The organism is Streptococcus sp. DD12 (assembly GCF_001578885.1).
In the GTDB taxonomy this organism is placed as follows: Bacteria; Bacillota; Bacilli; order Lactobacillales; family Streptococcaceae; genus Streptococcus.
On the sequence record NZ_KQ969495.1, the window covers coordinates 1,274,040 to 1,297,197 of the forward strand.

21 protein-coding genes, 3 tRNA genes and 1 other annotated feature are annotated in these 23,158 nt (G+C 40.6%); of the genes, 11 read left to right on the plus strand and 13 right to left on the minus strand.

All coding sequences use genetic code 11. The features are described 5' to 3' along the window. Nucleotides 1-16 precede the first annotated feature (16 nt). From mnmA to pgsA, 7 genes are all read right to left on the minus strand, one after another. The gene (mnmA, locus tag STRDD12_RS05965; protein WP_066916095.1) at nt 17-1,138 is read right to left on the minus strand and encodes a tRNA 2-thiouridine(34) synthase MnmA; all 1,122 of its coding nucleotides are present in this window, start codon (nt 1,136-1,138) and stop codon (nt 17-19) included. Nucleotides 1,139-1,382: 244 nt separating this feature from the next. Continuing rightward, nucleotides 1,383-1,913 (minus strand): transglycosylase SLT domain-containing protein, encoded by a 531-nt coding sequence (locus STRDD12_RS05970; RefSeq protein WP_156471448.1) that lies wholly within the window; start codon nt 1,911-1,913, stop codon nt 1,383-1,385. A 294-nt stretch (nt 1,914-2,207) separates the two neighbouring features. Further along, complete coding sequence (locus STRDD12_RS05975) at nt 2,208-2,741, minus strand: aggregation-promoting factor (RefSeq protein ID WP_066916097.1); 534 nt, start codon at nt 2,739-2,741, stop codon at nt 2,208-2,210. Between the two features lie 124 nt (nt 2,742-2,865). Then, nucleotides 2,866-3,660, minus strand: a complete 795-nt coding sequence (locus STRDD12_RS05980) for an energy-coupling factor transporter transmembrane component T family protein (protein ID WP_066916099.1) — start codon at nt 3,658-3,660, stop codon at nt 2,866-2,868. Beyond that, a complete protein-coding gene (locus tag STRDD12_RS05985; protein ID WP_066916101.1) occupies nt 3,653-4,495 on the minus strand; it encodes an energy-coupling factor transporter ATPase in 843 nt (280 codons plus the stop codon). The genes STRDD12_RS05980 and STRDD12_RS05985 overlap by 8 nt, the downstream gene beginning before the upstream one ends. After that, nucleotides 4,471-5,301: an energy-coupling factor transporter ATPase gene (locus STRDD12_RS05990; RefSeq protein ID WP_066916103.1), complete on the minus strand. Its 831-nt coding sequence runs from the start codon at nt 5,299-5,301 to the stop codon at nt 4,471-4,473. Before STRDD12_RS05990 ends, STRDD12_RS05985 begins: the two co-directional genes overlap by 25 nt. 11 nt (nt 5,302-5,312) lie before the next feature. Further along, nucleotides 5,313-5,855, minus strand: a complete 543-nt coding sequence (pgsA, locus tag STRDD12_RS05995) for a CDP-diacylglycerol--glycerol-3-phosphate 3-phosphatidyltransferase (protein ID WP_066916105.1) — start codon at nt 5,853-5,855, stop codon at nt 5,313-5,315. Between the two features lie 127 nt (nt 5,856-5,982). On the opposite strand from pgsA, the gene STRDD12_RS06000 reads away from it, so the two are divergent. Together STRDD12_RS06000 and recF are read left to right on the plus strand one after the other, a co-directional pair. After that, nucleotides 5,983-6,351, plus strand: a complete 369-nt coding sequence (locus STRDD12_RS06000) for an RNA-binding S4 domain-containing protein (RefSeq protein WP_066916107.1) — start codon at nt 5,983-5,985, stop codon at nt 6,349-6,351. Nucleotides 6,352-6,353: 2 nt separating this feature from the next. Further along, nucleotides 6,354-7,448, plus strand: coding sequence for a DNA replication/repair protein RecF (gene recF, locus STRDD12_RS06005; RefSeq protein WP_066916109.1), 1,095 nt, complete (start codon nt 6,354-6,356; stop codon nt 7,446-7,448). Between the two features lie 26 nt (nt 7,449-7,474). Here recF and guaB read toward each other — a convergent pair whose 3' ends face one another. Together guaB and trpS are read right to left on the minus strand one after the other, a co-directional pair. Further along, nucleotides 7,475-8,956 (minus strand): IMP dehydrogenase, encoded by a 1,482-nt coding sequence (gene guaB, locus STRDD12_RS06010; RefSeq protein ID WP_066916111.1) that lies wholly within the window; start codon nt 8,954-8,956, stop codon nt 7,475-7,477. Between the two features lie 165 nt (nt 8,957-9,121). Further along, complete coding sequence (trpS, locus tag STRDD12_RS06015) at nt 9,122-10,147, minus strand: tryptophan--tRNA ligase (protein ID WP_066916113.1); 1,026 nt, start codon at nt 10,145-10,147, stop codon at nt 9,122-9,124. An 80-nt stretch (nt 10,148-10,227) separates the two neighbouring features. Beyond that, nucleotides 10,228-10,449 (minus strand) — a binding site (T-box leader). A 122-nt stretch (nt 10,450-10,571) separates the two neighbouring features. Between trpS and STRDD12_RS06020 the strand changes: the two genes are divergently transcribed. Both STRDD12_RS06020 and STRDD12_RS06025 read left to right on the plus strand, forming a co-directional pair. Then, nucleotides 10,572-12,191, plus strand: a complete 1,620-nt coding sequence (locus STRDD12_RS06020) for an ATP-binding cassette domain-containing protein (RefSeq protein ID WP_066916115.1) — start codon at nt 10,572-10,574, stop codon at nt 12,189-12,191. 17 nt (nt 12,192-12,208) lie between these two features. Next, complete coding sequence (locus STRDD12_RS06025) at nt 12,209-14,815, plus strand: YfhO family protein (protein WP_066916251.1); 2,607 nt, start codon at nt 12,209-12,211, stop codon at nt 14,813-14,815. Between the two features lie 34 nt (nt 14,816-14,849). On the opposite strand, the gene STRDD12_RS06030 is transcribed toward STRDD12_RS06025, so the two are convergent. Further along, nucleotides 14,850-14,923, minus strand: a tRNA-Asn gene (locus STRDD12_RS06030). Nucleotides 14,924-14,928: 5 nt separating this feature from the next. After that, a tRNA-Glu gene (locus STRDD12_RS06035) sits at nt 14,929-15,000 on the minus strand. A gap of 99 nt (nt 15,001-15,099) precedes the next feature. Between STRDD12_RS06035 and STRDD12_RS06040 the strand changes: the two genes are divergently transcribed. Further along, nucleotides 15,100-15,173: transfer RNA gene (locus STRDD12_RS06040), tRNA-Arg, on the plus strand. 81 nt (nt 15,174-15,254) lie between these two features. On the opposite strand, the gene STRDD12_RS06045 is transcribed toward STRDD12_RS06040, so the two are convergent. Next, nucleotides 15,255-15,959 (minus strand): YoaK family protein, encoded by a 705-nt coding sequence (locus STRDD12_RS06045; RefSeq protein WP_066916117.1) that lies wholly within the window; start codon nt 15,957-15,959, stop codon nt 15,255-15,257. A gap of 11 nt (nt 15,960-15,970) precedes the next feature. Further along, complete coding sequence (gene rlmH, locus STRDD12_RS06050) at nt 15,971-16,450, minus strand: 23S rRNA (pseudouridine(1915)-N(3))-methyltransferase RlmH (RefSeq protein ID WP_066916253.1); 480 nt, start codon at nt 16,448-16,450, stop codon at nt 15,971-15,973. Nucleotides 16,451-16,543: 93 nt separating this feature from the next. On the opposite strand from rlmH, the gene STRDD12_RS06055 reads away from it, so the two are divergent. From STRDD12_RS06055 to ychF, 6 genes are all read left to right on the plus strand, one after another. Continuing rightward, nucleotides 16,544-17,791, plus strand: a complete 1,248-nt coding sequence (locus STRDD12_RS06055; RefSeq protein ID WP_066916119.1) for a S1C family serine protease — start codon at nt 16,544-16,546, stop codon at nt 17,789-17,791. 81 nt (nt 17,792-17,872) lie between these two features. Further along, nucleotides 17,873-18,658, plus strand: a complete 786-nt coding sequence (locus STRDD12_RS06060; protein WP_066916121.1) for a ParB/RepB/Spo0J family partition protein — start codon at nt 17,873-17,875, stop codon at nt 18,656-18,658. 214 nt (nt 18,659-18,872) lie between these two features. Continuing rightward, a complete protein-coding gene (gene dnaA, locus STRDD12_RS06065) occupies nt 18,873-20,285 on the plus strand; it encodes a chromosomal replication initiator protein DnaA (RefSeq protein WP_066916123.1) in 1,413 nt (470 codons plus the stop codon). A gap of 162 nt (nt 20,286-20,447) precedes the next feature. Next, entirely contained in the window at nt 20,448-21,587 is a 1,140-nt protein-coding gene (gene dnaN / locus STRDD12_RS06070; RefSeq protein ID WP_066916125.1) for a DNA polymerase III subunit beta, read from the plus strand. Nucleotides 21,588-21,657: 70 nt separating this feature from the next. Further along, the gene (locus STRDD12_RS06075) at nt 21,658-21,867 is read left to right on the plus strand and encodes a DUF951 domain-containing protein (protein WP_066916255.1); all 210 of its coding nucleotides are present in this window, start codon (nt 21,658-21,660) and stop codon (nt 21,865-21,867) included. Between the two features lie 133 nt (nt 21,868-22,000). Beyond that, nucleotides 22,001-23,116: a redox-regulated ATPase YchF gene (gene ychF / locus STRDD12_RS06080; protein ID WP_066916127.1), complete on the plus strand. Its 1,116-nt coding sequence runs from the start codon at nt 22,001-22,003 to the stop codon at nt 23,114-23,116. The last annotated feature ends 42 nt before the right edge of the window (nt 23,117-23,158 follow it).

Genomic DNA, 23,158 nt, shown 5'->3' on the forward strand with positions numbered 1-23,158 from the left:
CAAAAATCTTCCTACTTTAAATATACTGACAAACTTGTTCAGCCTTGTAAGCATTGTCAATCATTCCGCCACCCAGACATTCCTCACCATCGTAGAAAACAACTGCTTGACCAGGTGTAATAGCCCTTTGTGGTTCATCGAAAATCACCTCAGCTTTGTCACCAAACACATGGACAGTAACTTTACTATCCGGTTGACGGTAACGGAACTTAGCTGTGCATTCAAGTGTGAATTCTTCAGGCATAGCACGGGTAAAGTGAATCTGGCTAGCTGTCAAGCTAGTTGACATCAAAGCCTCATGATAGAACCCTTGTCCCACATAGAGGATATTTTGGGACAGGTCTTTACCGACCACAAACCAAGGTGCATTGTCTCCACCTTGCTGACCACCGATGCCAAGGCCTCCCCTCTGACCGATAGTATAGTACATGAGACCCGCATGTTCTCCCATATCCTTGCCATCTACCGTCAACATACGGCCTGGCTGAGCAGGCAAGTAATTGCTCAAAAACTCCTTGAAGTTTTTCTCTCCGATAAAACAAATACCCGTTGAGTCTTTTTTCTTTGCCGTTGCAAGCCCAGCTTTTTCAGCGATTTTACGCACTTCTGGCTTATCCAAGTGTCCCAACGGAAAAAGTACTTTTTGCAGTTGCTCTTGCGAGAGTTGACTCAAGAAATAAGTCTGGTCTTTGTTGTTGTCATGTCCTCGCAACATGTGGACAGTCCCGTCTTCGTCGCGACGCACTTGAGCATAGTGACCTGTTGCCACATAGTCAGCACCTAGAGAAAGGGCATAATCTAAGAAAGCCTTAAACTTGATTTCCTTGTTACACATCACATCTGGGTTTGGTGTACGCCCTGCACGATATTCTGCTAGAAAATATTCGAAAACTCGGTCCCAGTACTCTTTTTCAAAGTTAACAGAGTAATACGGAATTCCAATCTGGTCAGCTACCGCTGCCACATCCTTGTAATCCTCTGTTGCTGTACAGACACCAAATTCATCCGTATCATCCCAGTTCTTCATAAAGACGCCAATCACATCATAGCCTTGCTCCTTGAGTAAAAGAGCCGTGACAGATGAGTCAACGCCACCACTCATTCCAACGACAACACGTGTCTTAGAATTATCAGTCATTTTGAGATTCTCCCATCTTTCGTTTTTGTCTAGGTTGTCAATTTTTCGTCAACAATCCTTGACAGGTGAAATAACGATTTGAAGGTCGTATTTCTTTTTCAAATCACGATTTGAAGGTCGAGTTTGAATGCGTCTCAGACGCAAGCTATATCATATCATGATTCCCATGATTTGACAATTATTGTCTATGCAAAAAGCCCAGGATATCCTGGACTTTCGCGCTTTTATGTTTTACGAAATTAGCTTACAAGCCCCAGGCTGATAAGCCTTGGCTGTTATAAGCATTGATCGCTGCATTAACCTGATCTTGCACAGTAGCAGTCGATCCCCATCCTGGCATTGTTTGAAAGAGCCCTGAAGCACCTGAGGCGTTACTTACCGAAGCATTTCCATTTGATTCACGTGCTATGATATATTCCCAGGTTGACTGAGGAACACCTGTTGCTGCTGCCATCTGTGCCGCTGCTTCCGTTCCAACTTCTCCTGCCGTGTTGCCATTGGTCAAGCTATACCCACTTGCTGCTGTGACTTGGCTTTCTGTATTTGTGGTATATACTTCCTCAGTTGCGACAGGTTGTTCAGCTGCGACTTCCTCAGCTACAGGTTCTTCTTCAACAAGAGCAACTTCCTCTACAGGAGTGTCTTGCGCTACTTCCTCAACTACAGCTTCTGATGAACTTGAGGGTGTCGTTGAATCAACACTAACTGCAGCAGTTTTCAAGACATCAGCTTCTGTATTGACAGATACCTTAGTAAAGGCTACCATCAGGCCCATAGAAGCAAGTGCTAATAATGTTTGATGTTGGTGACGATGAAGACGTTTCTTTTTCGGTGACGTTCACTTCTACTGTACATGAATCTCCTCCCTGACAACTTTTCACTTAAACTTTTTCAACACTACCTAGCCTACACTAGAATTGTTACATTTTTATTACAATTCAGCGACAAACATTTCTGTTTTATATTTTTTTAAGGTCGTATCGGAGTAAAATGTACTTATCTCGTCTTATTGCAGCACTAAAAATTTTATGTCAGGTTGGAAAGATTGTCTGAATTCCTTCTGAATTTTTTAATACCAGCCATTCGCATTCCAGAAGGCTAAAGCTTGTGACCATGACCCATAGCGTCCTGCAACATAGGCATCAGCAACCTTCTCTTGGTTTTCAGCAGACAAGTCTCCGTTCAGATAAGACAGGCTCAATTGGTAACGGCCATAGTACTGCCCATTTGAAGCTGTGTAACTACCGCTTGATTCACGCTGTGCAATCGTTTCTTTAGCTGCAGCATCAGCAGCAGACAAGGAAGAACTTGATGTTGTCGCGGTTGAATCCGTCGTTGTTGTCGAAGAAGTTGCTTGACTTGTGTCACCTAGTTCTAAAACTTGTCCAGCATAGATATAGTTAGCTGCTGAGATATGATTTAAATTCTCAATAGCTTCAACAGTCGTCTGATGACTAGCCGCAATCTGTGACAAGGTATCGCCGGATTGCACCGTATAAGAATCTGCACTTGCTTGTGATGAAAATGCTAATCCAAATCCAGCTACAGCTCCAGCAAGTAATGTTTTATTTAAAAAATTCTTTTTTGATGTTTTGGTATTCATAAAATGATACCCTCCTTTTTTGATATGGGCCCTATCTTACAGCAGGAATATTTCATTTCAATATAAAAACAGTTACTTTTATAACTGTTTTGTTTCATTATTATTTCTGCAATCCCTTTCAGAGCTAAGATTTAGCAAAGTTTAAGATAATTCCAAGAAGGACAATCACAAAAATGGCTATACTATCCGACACTCGCCACTGCAATTGGCGAAATTTTGTCCGCCCATCGCCACCTTGATAGCCCCGCGCTTCCATAGCTATCGCTAAAGCATCAGCCCGCTTGAAACTCATGGCAAATAAAGGGATAAGAATTGGAATAATTGATTTCACTTTTTTGACCAGATTCCCCTCTCCAAAGTCAACCCCACGCGCCTTTTGCGCATTCATAATCTGAGTGGTATCGTCCATGAGAGTTGGCACAAATCGTAGACTCAAGGACAACATCAGACCAATTTCATGTGTCGGAACCTTAAAAAGGCGCAGTGGCTTCAATAATGTTTCGACAGCATCTGATAAACTCAAGGGTGTCGTTGTTAGGGTTAAGATGGTTGAAAAAAAGATTATCAGGATAAAACGAATAAAGACTAGAACTGCTTGACTAATACCATAGGAACTAATATGAATTATTCCCCAATGAAAAAAATCTTTGCCACCGCTCGTAAAAAATAGTTGAAAAGCCGTAGTAAATAAAATCAAACCTATCATTGGCTTTAAGCCGTCAAGAAAGAATGACAAGCGAATCCCAGATAATTTCACAAGAAGGGCAATAAAAGTTAAAAGTAGCGCATTCGTTAGGGGATTATTAGCCCAAAAAACAATAATTATAAATCCCAACATCGCCAGCAGTTTGCTTCTTGGGTCTAATCGGTGAATGACCGAATTACCTGGAACATAACGGCCAAGTATCATTTTATTCATGTGTTATCAGCTCCTTAAAAGCTTCAATGGTTATGGGGAGTTGTTCCATAGGCCAGCCTTTTTCCCGAAGTCTATATGCTAACTCTGTAATTTTAGGTACACCTAGTTGTTTTTCTTTTAAAAAAGCGACATCTTGAAATACCTGCTGAGGACTCCCAAAACTAACCACATGGCCTTTTTCCATCACATAAACCTGGTCAGCAAAATTTGCGACATCATCCATCAGGTGCGTTACCAAAACAATGGTAAGTCCTGCCTGATGTAACTTATCAAAAAGTTGCATTAATTCTTTACGCCCTTTAGGATCTAACCCAGCAGTTGGCTCATCTAAAACGAGAACTTCTGGCTCTAAGGCTAAAATGCCTGCAATAGCTACACGGCGCATTTGTCCCCCAGACAATTCAAATGGATTTTTATCCCATAAGGTCTCATCAATGCCAACCTGACTTAATGTGTTTTTAGCAATTTTTTCAGCTTCAGTAGCGGTTAAACCAAAATTCTGCGGTCCAAAAGCAACATCCTTAAGGACTGTTTCGGCAAATAACTGCGTTTCGGCAAATTGAAAAACTAAGCCAACTTTTTTTCGTAACGAACGAATCTGTTTTGACTTTGTCTCGGACGTGATTTGAAAGTCATCCACTTGAATACTACCTGCAGTTGGAAGATGCAATCCATTTAATAATTGCATAATGGTCGATTTACCACTGCCTGTATGGCCGATAAAGGCTGTATAGGAACCACTTGGAATGGTGAGCGTCACATCAAACAAAGCACGCCCTTCAAAAGGAGTTCCCTCCTGATAGGTATAATCTACATGGTTGAGCGATATTCCCATAGCAAGTCCTCCAATTCTTTAGCTGTAAGGTAATGACTTGGCCAATCAGGCATAGTTTCTCGAAGGCTAGCCACTACTTGCATTGTAAATGGTTGATCTAGGCCAAAGCCATCTAAATCGTGAGGCTGTGAGAACAACTGTTTTGGAGTTGTTTCCATAACGAGATGACCTTTTTTCAAGACTAAAACCCGGTCACTTAAAGCAACCTCATCTAAATCATGAGTCACTGAAATAACTGTTAATTCCCGTTTTTGACGAATTTCCTGAATAAGCCCAATAATTTCGGCACGTGCCGCAGGGTCTAACATACTTGTGGCTTCATCTAGCACAAGAATTTTGGGTTCTAGAATTAAGGCGCCTGCAACAGCCACACGCTGTTTTTGCCCACCAGATAGTCGTGCAGGCTCACGATTTCTAAAATCTGTCATATGAACTTGTTCTAGTGCCTGTTGGATTTTCTCTACCATTTCTTCATGAGAAATTCCTTGATTTTCAAGTCCAAAAGCGATGTCGTCTTCTACTGTTGCTCCCACAAACTGATTGTCTGGATTTTGAAAAACCATTCCAATCTTTTGCCGAATTTGCCATACATTGTCAATCGTTAATCGGTCACCATCAATAATAATGTCACCAGATTCCGCCTCCAATAAACCATCCATTAAACGAACTGTCGTTGATTTCCCACTGCCATTATGTCCGACAATTGAAAGCCATTCGCCAGGTTTCACGTGAAACGATAATCTATCCAAGGTTTTATCGTTTTTATCCTTATCATATGAAAAAGAGACATCCTTAAATGTAATCATGGTGTTAGTCCTTATTGAAAAGTGTCCTTAAACAGATAACTCGCCCCTTTGAAGTAGTCATACCCAGAATAAATCGTGAAAACTAGCGCAATATAGAGAAAAATATTGCCCAGTAAAGACAAGTGACAAAATAACAAAATAATAGCGAGCATCTGTGTGACTGTCTTGATCTTACCTGGCATAGCCGCTGCTAGAACAGTCCCACCATTTTCAACAAGCAACAATCGAAGACCTGTAACAGCTAGCTCACGGCAAATAATGATAGCAATGACCCAAGCTGGTGCTAATTTTAAACCAACTAACATGATAAAAGCCGACATCACTAACATTTTATCTGCTAATGGATCAGCAAACTTTCCAAAATTTGTTACAACCTGCCATTTACGTGCCAAATAACCATCCAAATAATCTGTAAAACTTGCCAAAGCAAAGATAAGAGCAGCTATAATATGCCAGAATAAGCTCTGCGTCAAAGCAGTTACCAAAATAAAAATAGGAATCATGACAATACGGCCAACAGTCAATAAGTTAGGAATATTTTCTTTTTTCCACATGAAGTTCTCTCCTTATAGTAAGCTAAAATCTTGTGTCCTATTATATCAAAATTTAAAAGACATTTCTGAAACTTCAAAAGCTTTTTTCTTATGTTATAATATGGCGTGAGTAAAGAAAGGAATACCTATGGAATTCGTACTATTTGAAGACTACATCCCTCTACAAGCTCTTCTTAAAAAAACAGGAGTTATCCAAAGTGGTGGCGCCGTAAAAGAATGGATAGCCAATGAAGCTATCACCTATAATGGTCATGTTGAAACACGTCGCCGTAAGAAGGTTTATATTGGTGATATTATTACTATCCCTTCACAAGACATCACTATTACTGTAATCGCTCCTACAGAAGCAGAAAAGCAAGAATACTTAGCCGAACAAGAAGAAAAAGCACGTATTCAAGCTCGTGTAAAAGCTCTTAATGCGGCCACGAAAAAGCAAAAAAAACAGGTGAAAAAAGTTACTAAACCTAAAACTGCCGTGCGCTTTCCAGGAAGATAACTATGTGGCTTTCTTCTATTAAATTACAACATTTTCGCAACTATTCCGAACTAGAAACAACGTTTTCCCCTCACCTGAATGTTTTCATCGGTGACAATGCTCAAGGGAAAACTAATCTTTTAGAAGCCATTTATTTTCTCGCCTTAACACGGACGCACCGAACGCACAAGGATAAAGAGCTCATCCAATTTAATGAGGAATTTTTGAGTGTTTCAGGTGAGGTTCACACCTCTTCTAGTCATTATCCCCTTGACATTCAATTGACAACAAAGGGACGAATGACAAAGGTCAACCACTTAAAACAAGCCAAGCTCTCTGATTATATTGGCCATTTAAACGTTGTCTTATTTGCGCCAGAGGATTTACAACTTGTCAAAGGGAGCCCCAGTCTACGGCGAAAATTTATGGATATTGATTTGGGACAGATGCGTCCCCTCTATCTCAATGATATAGCACAATACAACCATGTGTTAAAGCAACGAAATGCCTACCTAAAAACAGCAACCTCAGTCGACACAACCTTCTTAGCTGTCCTCAATCAACAGCTAGCCAGTCATGGAACACGTGTTATCCGACACCGATTGGATTTCGTAAAGCAGTTATCCATCTTGGCAGACCAACAGCATTTTCGTTTGTCACAAGAACAAGAACACCTGACGCTTGCCTATAAGGCTTCATTTGACATGACTGGAACAGATAATTTAGAAAATGATTTTCTTCAAGCCTTACAAGCCAATCAACAACGTGATATTCTGCGAAAAACAACCAGTATTGGTCCTCATCGTGATGACTTGCTGTTTTCTATTAATGCTACTGATGCTAGTTTTGGTAGCCAAGGACAGCAACGAAGTTTAATCTTATCTCTAAAATTAGCAGAGGTAGAGCTCATGGAACAATATACCGGAAATGCACCTCTCTTGCTACTTGACGATGTCATGAGTGAGCTTGACAGCAATCGTCAATCTCGTTTACTATCTGGTGTCAAAGATAAGATTCAAACCTTTATTACAACAACACACCTCTCACATCTTTCACAATTACCAGAGGACCTCCGTGTTTTCACAATTCATCATGGGAGTATTAAAAAAGAAGATTGACAAGGTTGTCAATCTTCTTTTTTTGATTAATGTACTGAGTAGTTTGGTGCTTCGTTTGTAATTTGGACATCATGTGGGTGGCTTTCTTTCAAACCAGCCCCTGACATTTCAACAAATTGAGCATTATCATGTAGCTCCTTAAGATTTGCAGCACCTACATAGCCCATACCAGAGCGAATGCCACCAATCATTTGGAAAACCATATCAGCTACAGCACCCTTATAAGCCACACGGCCTTCAATACCTTCTGGAACTAATTTATTGGCCTCATTGATAGATCCTTGGAAATAACGATCGCTAGAGCCTTTTTTCATAGCCGCAATAGAGCCCATACCACGGTAAGTTTTAAACTTACGTCCTTGGAAGATTTCCGTTTCACCCGGTGCTTCATCAGTACCTGCCAACATCGAACCAAGCATTACTGCATTACCACCTGCAGCCAAGGCTTTAACAATATCCCCTGAATATTTAATTCCACCATCGGCAATAATCGTTTTTCCGTATTCACGAGCAACACTTGCAGCATCGTAAATTGCTGTAATTTGTGGGACACCGACACCAGCTACAACACGTGTTGTACAGATAGAACCAGGTCCGATTCCAACTTTCACCACATCTACCCCAGCTTCATACAAAGCGCGTGCACCTTCTGCAGTAGCAATATTACCAGCAATCAGCGTACGCTCTGGGAAGTGAGCTCGAATTTCGGCAATCTTGCGTAAAACACCTGCAGAGTGGCCGTGTGCAGTATCGATAACGATAGCATCCGCACCCGCTTCAAATAAGGCCTCTGCTCGTTCAAAAGTGTCTGAGGTAACGCCAACAGCACCTGCGACAAGAAGACGACCAAATTCATCCTTGGCAGCATTTGGAAATTCGATAACTTTCTCAATATCCTTGATTGTAATCAAACCAGACAAAATACCATTTTCATCAACTAAAGGTAATTTTTCAATCCGATGCTCATGCAAAATACGTTCAGCCGTCTCTAAGTCAGTCCCAACTGGTGCTGTTACCAATTCTTTGCTTGTCATATGGCTGGAAATCGGTTGGCTGTAGTCTGAAATAAACCGCATATCACGATTGGTGATAATTCCAACTAATTTGCGATTTTCAAGGGTCTCAACGATAGGAACACCACTGATACGATAACGCTGCATCAATTCTTCAGCTTCTTCAATGGTATGATCTGGCGTTAAAAAGAAAGGATCAATAATAACGCCATTTTCAGAACGTTTAACTTTGCGAATTTCTTCAGCTTGATCTTTAATGGACATATTTTTGTGTACCACGCCGAGACCACCTGCTCGAGCAATCGCAATAGCCATTTTGCTATCTGTTACCGTGTCCATTGCCGCCGTAATAATAGGAATATTCAATGTCAAATTATCTGCTAACTTGGTCTGCATATTGACCTCATTAGGAAGGACATGGCTTTCGGCAGGGATGAGCAATACATCGTCAAAGGTGAACCCTTTTTTCAAAAACTTAGTGTTCCAATGTGACATCGAATAAATCCTCTTTTCTATTAGGTATGCTAAAGCACCAAGATATTGTAACTATGATAACACTCTAAATTATTTTGTCAACACGTTTCCAGATACGAACTAAAGTCAAATGAGGCTTAGAAAATGACGACTAAAATTATCGTATCAAATCTATGGCTAGTCAGTTTACTTAAAGTAGTTAATCCCCATAGCAGATTTCACTTCGTCCAATGTCTGAGCTGCCTTTTCACGAGCCTTTTCACTACCTTTTTGTAACATCCGGAAAACTTCGCCCATGTCCTTAGCATACTCAATGCGACGTTCACGAATTGGTGATAATTCACGGTCCAAAATATCGAGGAGATAACGCTTGGTTTTGACATCTCCAAGTCCTCCTTTTTGGTAATGTTCTTTCATCTCTGCAATCGTCGCTTGATCTTCTTTGCGGCCAAAAATATCTAAATAATGAAAGACCATGTTCCCTTCTATTTGACCAGGGTCTTCAACACGAATATGGTTTGGATCTGTGTACATGCTCATAACTTTTTTACGAACCGTATCTGCATCGTCACTAAGATAAATACCATTTCCTAACGATTTTGACATTTTGGCATTGCCGTCTAAGCCAGGCAATCGGCCAGCCGCTTCATTTTCAGGAAAAATTCCTTCAGGTTCAACCAAGACATCCGTATGATAGGTATGATTAAATGAACGGACAATCTCACGGGTCTGTTCGATCATTGGTTTTTGGTCATTACCAACAGGGACATAATTTGCTTTAAACGCGGTAATATCTGCTGCCTGCGAGACTGGATAAACTAGGAATCCAGATGGAATACTTTCTCCAAATTGTTTTTGTGCAATTTCAGTTTTAACTGTTGGATTACGTTCCAAGCGAGAAACAGATACTAGATTCATATAGTACATGGTCAATTCAGCCAATTCTGGAATCTGACTTTGGATAAAAATAGTTGCTTTTTCAGGGTCCAAGCCAGCAGCTAAGTAGTCAAGCGCAACATTCCCAATAGAAGCCTCAATCTTTTCAGATTCCTTAGCATGGTCGGTCAGCGCTTGCTGATCAGCCAAGAAAACATACATATCGTATTTTCCTTCGGCTTGAAGAGCAACCCGATTTTTCAAACTTCCTACATAGTGCCCCAAGTGCAACTTTCCTGTAGGACGGTCTCCTGTTAAAATGATTGGTTTAGACATAGTTTCACCATTATCTCCTCTAGGGAGTTTTCCTTTCTTTTTTTAATTTTAACGATAAAAAAACACACAGAAAAAATCTGTGTGAGGGCGTCAAATAGTTATAACACGGTGCCACCTCAATTTGTAAACTAATGTTTACACTCAATTCCAAGTTGGAAAACACGATAAGGCGTGTAAAACCTGAAGATATTTCCCTCTTCAAAACACCCAGCCCATTCCACTAGCTTTACTACTTGTTTACAGCACCCACAAGCTCTCTAAAAGTAAAAGTGATAGTTACTCTTTCTGGTACTTTTGATTATAGTATAAGGACTGACCTCACGTCAAGTATCTACCTGCTTTATCTCCTTATGTCGTTGATAAAATTGTATTTTTCTTGTAGAATAAGGTGACACATTTTATAAGAAAAAAAGAGGTAATTCATTTGCTTACTGTATCAGATATCTCATTACGTTTTAGCGATAGAAAACTATTTGACGAGGTTAATATTAAGTTTACACCAGGTAACACCTATGGGCTTATTGGTGCCAATGGAGCTGGAAAATCAACATTTCTAAAAATTCTTGCTGGCGACATCGAACCCTCAACTGGGCATGTCGCTTTAGGACCTAATGAACGTCTCTCTGTTTTGCGACAAAATCACTTTGACTATGAAGAAGAGCGTGCGATTGATGTCGTCATCATGGGAAATCAAGAACTCTATGACATCATGAAAGAAAAGGATGCCATCTATATGAAGGCTGATTTTTCAGAAGAGGATGGTGTTCGAGCAGCTGAGTTAGAAGGACAATTTGCCGAATTGGGCGGTTGGGAAGCTGAAACTGAAGCTGCCCAACTCTTGCAAAATTTAAACATCCCTGAAGACCTCCACTACCAAAATATGAGTGAGCTAGCAAATGGCGATAAGGTTAAGGTTCTTTTAGCTAAAGCGCTCTTTGGACAACCTGACGTCCTCCTACTGGATGAGCCAACCAACGGTCTCGACATCCAATCAATTAACTGGTTAGAAGACTTTTTGATTGATTTCGAAAATACTGTCATTGTCGTTTCTCACGACCGCCATTTCCTTAACAAAGTTTGCACCCATATGGCAGATTTGGATTTTGGAAAAATTAAACTTTACGTCGGAAATTATGATTTCTGGAAAGAGTCTTCTGAGCTGGCTGCCAAATTGCAAGCTGACCGCAATGCCAAAGCTGAGGAAAAAATAAAAGAATTACAAGAATTCGTCGCCCGCTTTTCAGCTAACGCCTCAAAATCTAAACAAGCAACTTCTCGGAAAAAGATGCTCGACAAAATCGAGCTAGAAGAAATTGTCCCTTCTAGCCGTAAGTACCCTTTTATCAATTTTAAAGCCGAGCGTGAAATTGGAAACGACCTGCTAACAGTTGAAAACTTATCTGTCACTATCGATGGTGAAAAAGTTTTAGATAACATTAGCTTCATTCTTAATCCAGGAGATAAAACAGCCATTATTGGCCAAAATGATATCCAAACAACAGCGCTTATTCGTGCCATTATGGGAGAAATTCCATATGAAGGAACTGTCAAATGGGGTGTCACTACAAGTCAATCCTACCTGCCTAAGGACAATTCAAAGGATTTTGCAAATGGAGAAACGATTCTAGACTGGCTACGCCAATTTGCAAGTAAAGAAGAAGACGACAATACTTTCTTGCGTGGCTTCCTAGGTCGAATGCTCTTTTCTGGCGATGAAGTTAACAAGTCTGTCAATGTGTTGTCAGGTGGGGAAAAAGTCCGCGTCATGTTATCTAAACTCATGTTGCTCAAATCAAATGTGCTGGTTCTTGATGACCCGACCAATCACTTGGACTTGGAATCTATTTCTAGTTTAAACGATGGCCTAAAAAGCTTTAATCAGTCAATCATCTTTGCTAGTCATGACCACGAGTTTATTCAAACACTTGCAAATCATATCGTTGTCATTTCTTCAAATGGTGTCATCGACCGTATTGACGAAACCTATGATGAATTCCTTGAAAATGCAGAAGTTCAAGAAAAGGTGGCTGAACTGTGGCAGTGATTTTACATCATCTAAGGATGTCTTTTAAAAGGCATCCTTTACTTTACCAAAGAACAATTAGTTTTTTACTCCCATTCGGTATTATGGCCCTGGTCCTATACAGTCGTGGCATCTATTGGAATAGCAACACCACTATCTTGGTTAGTGATGCTTTTCATCAATACGCTATTTTCGCCTCTACTTTCAGCCGTATGTTACATGGAGAAGGGAGCCTCTTTTATACCTTTACCAGTGGCGCTGGGCTTAACTTTTATGCCCTCATTGGCTACTATCTTGGTTCTTTGTTTTCTTTCGTTTACTATTTCTTTACAGCAGAGAGTATGGCAAATGGTATTTATCTCATTACCCTGCTAAAATTTGGTACGATTGGTCTAACAACTTCCTATAGTCTTCAGAAAATTTATCCCAAACTCCCTTTCAAAGCTTTACTCTTACTGTCAACCTCCTATAGTCTAATGAGTTTTGCGACCAGCCAATTAGAAATCAACATGTGGCTAGATGTCTTCATGATACTCCCCTTGATTATTCTTGGCCTCCATCAACTTATCACGCAGAAGAAAACCAATCTGTACTTTGTCACCTTAACCCTCTTATTCATTGAAAATTACTACCTTGGTTATATGGTGGCAATCTTTCTCTTCTTCTATTTTCTTGTCCAAATGTCTTGGAACTGGAAACAAGGTTGGAGACGTTTGTTCTTATTTGGTCTTGTCTCTATCTTGTCAGCTTTGTCAAGTTCTATCATGTTGTTACCAAGTTACCTTGACCTGTCTAGCCATGGTGAACAATTCTCTCAGTTTACACAACTGTTAACTGAAAATAGTTGGTACCTCGATCTTTTTGCGAAAAACTTAGTAGCGTCTTACGACACAACGAAGTACGGTGCCATTCCAATGATCTATGTTGGGTTGGTTCCTTTCTCTCTGACACTTATCTTCTTCACCTTGTCATCTATCAAACGCCGGGTAAGAGTAGCCTATTTCGCCTTGATAGTCTTATTAGTTGCCAGCTTTTATTTACAGCCTCTTGACTTGATTTGGCAAGCCATGCACGCCCCTAATATGTTCCTTCACCGTTATTCTTGGCTACTGTCTTTTATGTTGATTATATTATCGGCAGAGGTATTGACAAGGCTTGACAAGATAAAAAACTTACAAATTTCAGTTAGTTTTAGCATCATTTCATTAGGCTTTTTCGCTACCTGGCTTTTTTCAAGTCATTACAGTTTTTTGGAACCCTTTCATTTTATCATTAGTTTTACCTTCCTCTTTGCATACCTGTTAGCTTTCTGGGGAGTCAGTCAGCATAAACTGCAACAATCGGTATTTTACTTGGTGTTATTATCCTTTGGACTATTTGAAATTTCTGTTAATACTTACTATCAAATCGTTGGCTTGGGGAATGAATGGAATTTTCCCTCTAAAGAAGGGTATCTTCAAAATTATTCACAAACCGAATCGCTCGTCACCAAAGCAAAAGCAGACAATACGAATTTCTTTCGTCTAGAAAAACTGTTGCCTCAGACAGGGAATGATAGCATGAAATTTGACTACAACGGGATTTCTCAATTTTCATCTATTCGAAATACCCAATCTAGCCATACCTTAGATTTACTCGGTTTTAAATCAAGCGGGACTAATTTAAACTTGCGCTATCAAAATAATACACTCCTGATGGATAGTCTCTTTGGAATTCGCTATAATATCAGCCAGCAAAATCCAGAAAAATTCGGCTTTACTCTTAAAGAACAAAGCAATAATCTGTATCTCTATCAGAATGACTACGCAAATTCCCTGGCGATAATGACTGATAGGCCTTATCAGGATGTTTCTTTCAATCTCAATACCCTTGACAACCAATCTAGCTTAGTTAATCAACTGACAGGATTAAATTTACAGTACTTCACAAGGTTGACAAGTACCTTGCATGAAAGTAGCAATGTCATTGATAACAATGGCTTTGTAACAGTTAAAAAACCTGTAAATGATATTTACACAACCGTCACCTATACTGTCAATGTCCCTGCTGAGCGTCAGGTTTACCTAAGTCTCCCAAATCTCTCTTTTGGAACTAGCACAAACACAACTGTACAAATAGCGGTCAATGGTCAAGTGCAACAGTACACAACTGACAACACCTTTAGCTTCTTTAATATTGGGTATTTTTCTCAGAATTCGCAGGTATCTGTCACACTACAATTTCCAGATACCCAAGAAGTGAGCTATTCAAAACCAACCTTCTACGCCTTAAATATTCCAAATTATCTAACAGCCATGACAACGCTAACAAATCGTAAAGTTGATACCACTGTTTCAGGTAATCAAGTCACTAGCCATTTCACAACTGACAACAAAACATCCCTCTTTTATACCATTCCTTATGACAAAGGCTGGTCTGCTACCGTCAATGGCCATAAAGTCGCCATTCACCAAGCTCAAGAAGGATTTATGACTGTTTCTATTCCAAAAGGTTCAGGAACAGTTACCCTAACCTTTATTCCAAACGGATTTAAAACCGGTTGCCTTCTTTCTCTAACGGGCCTTGTCTTATACCTTTCACTAAGGCTTTTAATGCATCTGTCCGTTAAAAAGCAACTTAGGAAAACAGATAGTCCAATCAATTAAAAAAAAGCAACCCTAAGGTTGCTTTTTTTATTAACTCCGCCAGTAGGACTCGAACCTACGACATCATGATTAACAGTCATGCGCTACTACCAACTGAGCTATGGCGGATAAAATAGTCCGTACGGGATTCGAACCCGTGTTACCGCCGTGAAAAGGCGGTGTCTTAACCCCTTGACCAACGGACCAAGTAGTTTCATTATACCGAAAATAATCTGTTTGTCTAGTCTTTTTTCTAATTTTTTGCTATTGACCCCCTTAGTGTCTTTTGTTAAAATGAAAGTGATGGTCCCATAGCTCAGCTGGATAGAGCATTCGCCTTCTAAGCGAACGGTCGCAGGTTCGAATCCTGCTGGGATCAAAAAGTCTAGGGGTGACCCTAGACTTTTTTGTTGTTAAAGAAATAGCTAACTGACCGATACTGCCCTATTACTTTTTGTTTTTACTTAGTTTTTTCCTCACTCTTGGTCAAAAGTTCTGCTAACAAAAGCAGATTAACAAAGGCAACTGGGATTATCGTTAGGCTAAGTGTCCATCTTCCCAAATAAGGCATAGAATAGGTGGCTACAGCAATTCCTAGCATAAAAGCGACGATGATGAGGAAGACATTTCTTGATTTTTCTAACAAATGCTTATCTCGACTATCTAGCCACTGACATAATAAGGCAGATAACACACGAATATTACCAGTCATCATAATGCCTGTATAAGGCATGCCACGAATCTTTTTAAAGGTTTCTAGCTGAACGGATGCATAGAATGACAAAACCATAATCGGTAAATGCCCTTTCTGATAAAAGGGAGCAAGAAAACTTGTAACGATTAACAAGAGCAAGAGTATCTGACCGCTGACAACATGCCAGTGAAAGCCAAAACGTCGCCCCATCTTGCGTAAGACATAGATGAAGACTTGCCCCAACATAAAAACAAGAATAGGAAGGACATAAACTAGCCCCTGATGCCACTCATTGGAAGCAAAATGCACAATCATGTAGATGACATTTCCTGTCTGCATACCCGCAAAACTATGATCCTGCGTCAAATACGTATAAGCATCAATAAAGCCACTAACAAAGGTTAGGGTCAGTGCGGTTCGAAAGCCTTCAAAGATGCGGTAGTCTTTTTCAATAGTGAGCCATGACAACATTCAGAAAATCCTTACTTATGATAGGGACTGCCTTCATTAATCATGAAGGCGCGATAGATTTGTTCCAGTAATATCACGCGCATGAGCTGGTGAGGAAAAGTCATCGGCGAAAAGCTCAATAACAGCTGCGCTCGACGTTTCACTTCTGGGGATAGGCCTAGACTTCCACCGATAATGAAAGTCAAGGTCGACTGCCCTGACAAGGTGAGCTGATGGATTTTTTGGGCTAATTTTTCTGATGATAGCATGTCTCCTTCGATGGCTAAGGCAATCACATAATCACGGTCCCCAATCTTTTGTAAAATACGTTGCCCCTCTTTTTCTAGAATCTGTCGATTTTCGGCATCACTAGCTCTGTCAGGTGTTTTTTCATCAGCCAAGGAGATGGCTTCTATTTTTGCAAAACGTCCCAGTCGTTTACTATACTCTGCAACGGCCGATTTGAGATAAGTTTCTTTTAGTTTACCAACTGTTATCAATTTGATTTTCATATTCATAAGTATAGCATTTTTTAAGACAGGGATAAGCTATTAAGCTATAATTAAGAGAACGTCAGTAAAATCAAGTCAGTATGGAGGAATTTTATGAATAACAAACCGAAACGTTTTTCGGCAACAACTGTCAAAAAACTCTTGGCAGCCTTTCTGATTATTTTTCTTGCCTTTTTAGCAGGGCTTGGAGGCAGTTACCTGACATTAAACCTTAATGGGATTTCTGTTTCTCAAGGAAAAACAACAGTTAGTAAGACCGTTTATAACAATACGACATCAACAACAAATGCCATCAAAACTGTCCAAAATTCAGTTGTTTCTGTCTTAAACTACCAACAGGCCTCATCGTCTAGTTCTGGTAGCATCTACAGTCAAATTTTTGGAAACGATGATACAAACAGTGCCTCCTCTTCTGATAATGATGGGTTGACACTTTACAGTGAGGGATCTGGAGTTATTTACAAAAAGGATGGCGATTCAGCCTACCTCGTCACTAACACACACGTTATCAACGGTGCTTCTGAAATCAAAATTCAAATGGCTGATGGGAGTGAAGTTGACGGAGAATTAGTGGGTGCGGATACTTATTCCGATATCGCTGTCGTGAAAATTTCTAGCAAAAAGGTCTCTACTGTAGCGGACTTTGGAGATTCTTCTAAAGTCAAGGTCGGTGAAGACGCTATTGCTATTGGTAGCCCTTTGGGAACAGAATACGCAAACTCAGTAACCAAAGGAATTATCTCTAGTCTCAGCCGTACCGTAACCTTGACTAGCGAAGACGGTTCGACCATTTCGACCAATGCTATCCAAACAGATGCGGCAATCAACCCAGGTAACTCTGGTGGCCCACTGATTAACACTGAAGGTCAAGTTATCGGGATTACATCAAGTAAAATCTCAACAACTGGTACAGCATCTGGTGAATCTGTCGAAGGTATGGGATTTGCTATCCCTTCAAATGATGTCGTTACCATTATCAACCAACTCGAAAAGAACGGAAAAATTGAACGTCCTGCCTTAGGCGTGTCAATGGTTGACCTTAGCACCTTATCTTCTAGTGCCAAAAAACAACTCAACCTCCCTAGTGATGTCGATAAAGGTGTCGTAGTGTCATCTGTCCAAACAGATATGCCTGCCGACGGTAAGCTCCAACAATACGATGTCATTACAAAATTAGATGACAAGGAAGTCACATCTACGAGCGAACTGCAAAATGCCTTGTATAGCCATGCGATTAACGATAAAATTACCGTGACCTTCTACCGAAATGGCGAGAAGAAAACCACAGAAATTACCTTGTCAAAATCAAGTACAGATTTATCAACATCAGCAAGCAGTTAAGCTAAAATAGAGTATAATAGGAACCGAAACCTTTCGATTCCTATTTTTTATTGACCTATCTAGGTCACAATGAGGTAACTTATGTCTGAACGCTTAGCTATCATTCCAATTGACCAAATTCATACCAACCCCTATCAACCACGCCATCAGTTTGACCAAGAGGCTTTGAACGACCTGTCAACTTCTATCAGTAAAAATGGCCTCATTCAACCAATCATTGTGAGGGAGTCGCCGATTTCAGGTTACGAACTCATTGCTGGCGAAAGGCGGCTAAGAGCCAGTCAATTAGCTGGATTGACTGACATCAAAGCTATTATTCGGTCCAGTTCTGACCAAGAAAGTCGCACTCAGGCGCTTGTGGAAAACATTCAACGGTCGGATCTCAACCCGATTGAAGAAGCCCTTGCCATTGAAAATCTCCTCAAGCAAGAAGGAGCCACACATGAAAGTATTGCAAAAGACTTGGGTAAATCAAGACCCTATGTCTCCAATAGTTTGCGACTCTTGCAACTCCCCAAAGACATTCAAACTGCCTTAGTCCAAGAAAAAATTAGCGCGGGTCACGGCCGTCTTCTCATAGGCCTTTCCAAAAAAGAACAAGCTTACTGGCTAGAACGCATCTTAACAGAAGCACTCAGCGTGCGCAAACTCGAAACGCTTCTTAAACAAGCCAGCCACCCTCAGCTCCCAAAGACACCTCGAGAAAAAAATCCCGACATCAAAATTCAGGAGGAGTGGTTCAAACAACAATTAGGCTTAGCTGTCACCATTGACTTTCAGGAAAAGCAAGGAAAAGGGCAGATGACTATCTCATTTAATTCCCTAGAAGAATTCGACAGACTTATCCACAGTTTTAAATCCGACTGAGGAAAACTTTTCCTATCAACATCATTTTTCACAGGAAATACACAAGCAAAAAACCTTATATCCCCAGCTTTTTAGTCTCTTTCCACAAGTTGTGGATAACTCTTATCCACGCTGTGGATTTTTTTATAGCCTGTGGGTAAGTTTTTAGACAAGAGGCTGTGGAAAACTTTTTTGAATTATGCTAGAATATAGTGACTTAACTAGGAGAAGCCTTATGACCGAAAATGAACAACTTTTTTGGAACCGTGTCCTAGTACTTTCAAAAGAACGCCTCAAACAAACAACTTATGAATTTTATGTTGGTGATAGCCACCTTGTTGAGGTTTCCCAAAACCGCGTGACCATTTTTTTAACCTCTAAAATGAAGCGCCTTTTCTGGGAACAAAACCTTGAAGATATTGTGATAACTGCAGGATTTGAAATCTTTGAACAACAGTTGCATATTAGCTATGAATTTGGAGAAGATAGCCCACGGCAGTATACTCAACAAGAAACTTACGAAAGTACACCTACACGAGAAACCTATCGTGAAAACAAGGAGGATTTATCTGCCCAGCAAGCAGTAGCACCTTCTCGCATCCCTCTCCCCAATACTTTAAATACCAAATACCAATTTTCAAATTTCGTTAAAGGAGAGGGAAACCAGTGGGCAGTAGCAGCTGCGATAGCTGTCGCTAATACACCTGGAAAGATTTACAACCCTCTGTTTATCCATGGTGGGTCTGGCTTAGGGAAAACTCACCTGATTACCGCTATTGGTAATGCTATCCATGAAGAAAACCCTCAGTCACGCATTTTATATGTAACTTCCGAAGACTTCATCAATGATATGATTAAACATATGAGTCTAAATACAACTGGACGAAATTCGATGGAGACCTTCAAACAGAAGTACCGTGAAGTGGATGTCCTTTTGATTGACGATATCCAGTTGTTGGCCAAAAAAGGAACCATGCAAGAGGAGTTCTTTAATACCTTCAATGCCTTGCATGATACTGAAAAACAAATCGTGCTAACCAGTGACCGTAATCCTAATGAACTTAATGGGATGGAAGAACGTCTGGTTTCACGCTTTAACTGGGGCTTGACCGTAGAAATTACGCCTCCAAATTACGAAATGCGCGTGGCGATTTTAACAAGTAAGGTAAGAGACTACCCCTATGACTTCCCACAAGAAACCATCAACTATATTGCCAGACAATTTGACAACAATGTGCGAGATCTTGAGGGTGCTTTGAAAAAAATTAGTTTGGTTGCCTCTGTTCAACAAGTCCATACCATCACCGTTGACCTAGTGGCTAACGCCATTCGGTCACAGGAATCCGAACAAGCGGCTAAAAAAGTCATTTCAATCAAAGATATCCAAAAACAAGTCGGGCAATTTTATGGTGTCAGCCTTGAGCAGATTGTTGGTACCAAACGGACACAAGCAGTCGTTTTGGCTCGACAAATTGCCATGTACCTGGCCCGTGAACTAACCGATAATTCGCTTCCTAAAATTGGCAAAGAATTTGGTGGTCGTGACCATTCGACTGTCCTCCATGCCTATCATAAAATCCAAAAGGCCTTGACCGCTGATGAAAATCTTCAAGTCGAGCTAGCCACGATTAAGGACAATATCCGTTAACTTGTGGATAAAGGGCTAAAGCCTTGCAGAGTTTTCCACAGGTTTTCCACAAGCCTCTTCCTTAGAGTGCCAAGTCATCTGGTTACTTTTCCTCACCATACACAGCCCCTACTACTATTACTATTTATATATAATATATAAAACTAAAGCAAAGGACATCTCATGATTCAATTTTCCATTAACAAGGCTTTCTTCTTACAAGCCTTAAATACCACAAAACGTGCCATTAGCACCAAAAATGCTATTCCTATTTTATCGACGATCAAGTTAGAGGTTAAACAAGATAGCCTAACTCTGACAGGGTCAAATGGACAAATTTCTATTGAAAATACACTTCTTACTAGTCAAGAAGATGCAGGACTTTTGGTGGAACAAAGCGGAAGCATTCTCTTAGAAGCTAATTTCTTTATCAATGTTGTATCTAGTTTGCCGGATGTGACTTTGAATTTTACTGAAATTGAACAAGAGCAAGTTGTTCTGACCAGTGGCAAATCTGAAATCACTTTGAAAGGCAAAGATGCCGACCAATACCCACGCCTTCAGGAAATGGCAACTACTCAGCCTTTAATTCTGGAAACGCGTCTTTTAAAAGACGTCATTACCGAAACAGCCTTTGCTGCAAGCACCCAAGAAAGTCGTCCGATTTTGACGGGTGTTCACTTTGTCTTGTCCGACCAAAAGACCTTCAAGGCAGTGGCAACGGATTCCCATCGGTTGAGCCAACGTCAATTGGAGCTAGATGACATCTCTGACAATTTTGACGTGGTTATTCCTAGCCGTTCCTTGCGGGAGTTTGCAGCTGTCTTTACAGAACAAATAGAACATGTCGAAGTTTTCTTGTCTACGAGCCAAATTCTTTTTCGCAGTGAAAACATCAGTTTTTATTCGCGTCTTTTGGAAGGCAATTACCCAGATACCGACCGTTTGTTGTCAAATGCTTTTGAAACTGAGGTGGTCTTTAAGACTCAAACGCTCTTGCATGCCATGCAAAGGGCACAATTGGTTTCTAATGCCAGTCAAAATGGAACTGTGAAACTCGAGATTGTTTCAGGTCAGGTAAGTGCCCATGTTAATTCTCCAGAAGTGGGGAAAGTCAATGAAGATATCGATACCCAAAGTTTAACGGGTGCCGATTTGACCATTAGTTTTAACCCGAGCTATCTGATTGATGCCCTTAAAGCGCTCAAAGCAGAAGAAGTCAGCATCAAATTTTTATCGGCTTTACGTCCTTTCACCTTGGTTCCGGCTGGACAAGAGGAAGACTTTATTCAATTGATTACGCCTGTGCGTACGAACGGTTAAAATTAGTGCCGAATGGTCTTATTTTTGAGGATGGAGCCTGTATCTGATGGAAATGAGGAAACCTATGGAAATCTATGATTTGGGCAGTTTTGTCGAAATGAAAAAACCGCATGCTTGTACGATTAAAGCGACAGGAAAAAAAGCCAATCACTGGGAAATCGTGCGCATGGGGGCTGATATCAAGATACGTTGCAGCAATTGCGACCATGTCGTCATGATGAGCCGCCATGATTTTGAGCGGAAAATGAAAAAAGTCCTCTCGCAACCAGAAAAAGGGTGAGGAAGTTTAGCACCTGCTAGTTGCAATAAGTGGTGCTAGCTTTAGAGAAAGGGTTCGTTGACTAAGACGAGCCTTTTTTAGGCTTTTCTGCTATAATAGACGGGACTGAATAAACAAATGGAGAATAAATTTTATGGCTTTAACAGCAGGTATCGTCGGACTACCTAACGTCGGCAAATCGACCCTTTTTAATGCAATCACTAAGGCGGGTGCTGAAGCAGCCAATTACCCTTTTGCTACCATCGAACCTAATGTTGGTGTCGTAGAGGTTCCAGATGCGCGTCTGGAGAAGTTGACGGAAATGATTACCCCTAAAAAAACAGTTCCGACAACTTTTGAATTCACAGATATCGCTGGAATCGTGAAGGGGGCTTCAAAAGGGGAAGGTCTAGGAAATAAATTTCTAGCGAACATCCGTGAAGTCGATGCAATCGTGCATGTTGTGCGTGCCTTTGACGATGAAAATGTCATGCGTGAGCAGGGACGTGAATCAGACTTTGTTGACCCTATCGCTGATATTGATACCATTAACTTGGAATTGATTTTGGCTGACTTAGAGAGCATTAACAAACGGTATGCGCGTGTCGAAAAAATGGCAAGAACGCAAAAAGACAAAGATTCTCTTGCAGAATTTCAGGTCTTAGAAAAAATTAAGCCTGTTCTTGAAGATGGCAAATCAGCTCGGACGGTTGATTTCTCTGAGGAAGAACAAGCTATTGTTAAGCAATTATTTTTATTGACAACCAAGCCAGTCTTGTATGTTGCTAATGTCGATGAAGATAAAGTATCAGACCCAGATAGCATTGACTATGTTCAAGCGATTCGCGATTTTGCAGCAACGGAAAATGCGGAAGTTGTCGTCATTTCTGCACGCGCTGAAGAAGAAATTGCTGAGCTCGACGATGAGGATAAGCAAGAATTTCTAGAAGCTATGGGACTGACAGAATCTGGGGTGGACAAGCTAACACGCGCCGCTTATCATTTATTGGGGCTAGGGACTTACTTTACAGCTGGTGAAAAAGAAGTCAGAGCCTGGACCTTTAAACGTGGCATGAAAGCGCCTCAAGCGGCAGGGATTATCCATTCTGATTTTGAAAAAGGCTTTATCCGCGCTGTGACCATGTCATACGATGATTTGGTTACTTATGGCAGTGAAAAAGCTGTTAAGGAAGCAGGGCGTTTGCGTGAAGAAGGTAAGGAATATGTCGTGCAAGATGGCGACATTATGGAATTCCGTTTTAATGTTTAAACCTAACAAAGAATCTGGAGCACACGCTTCAGATTTTTTCAA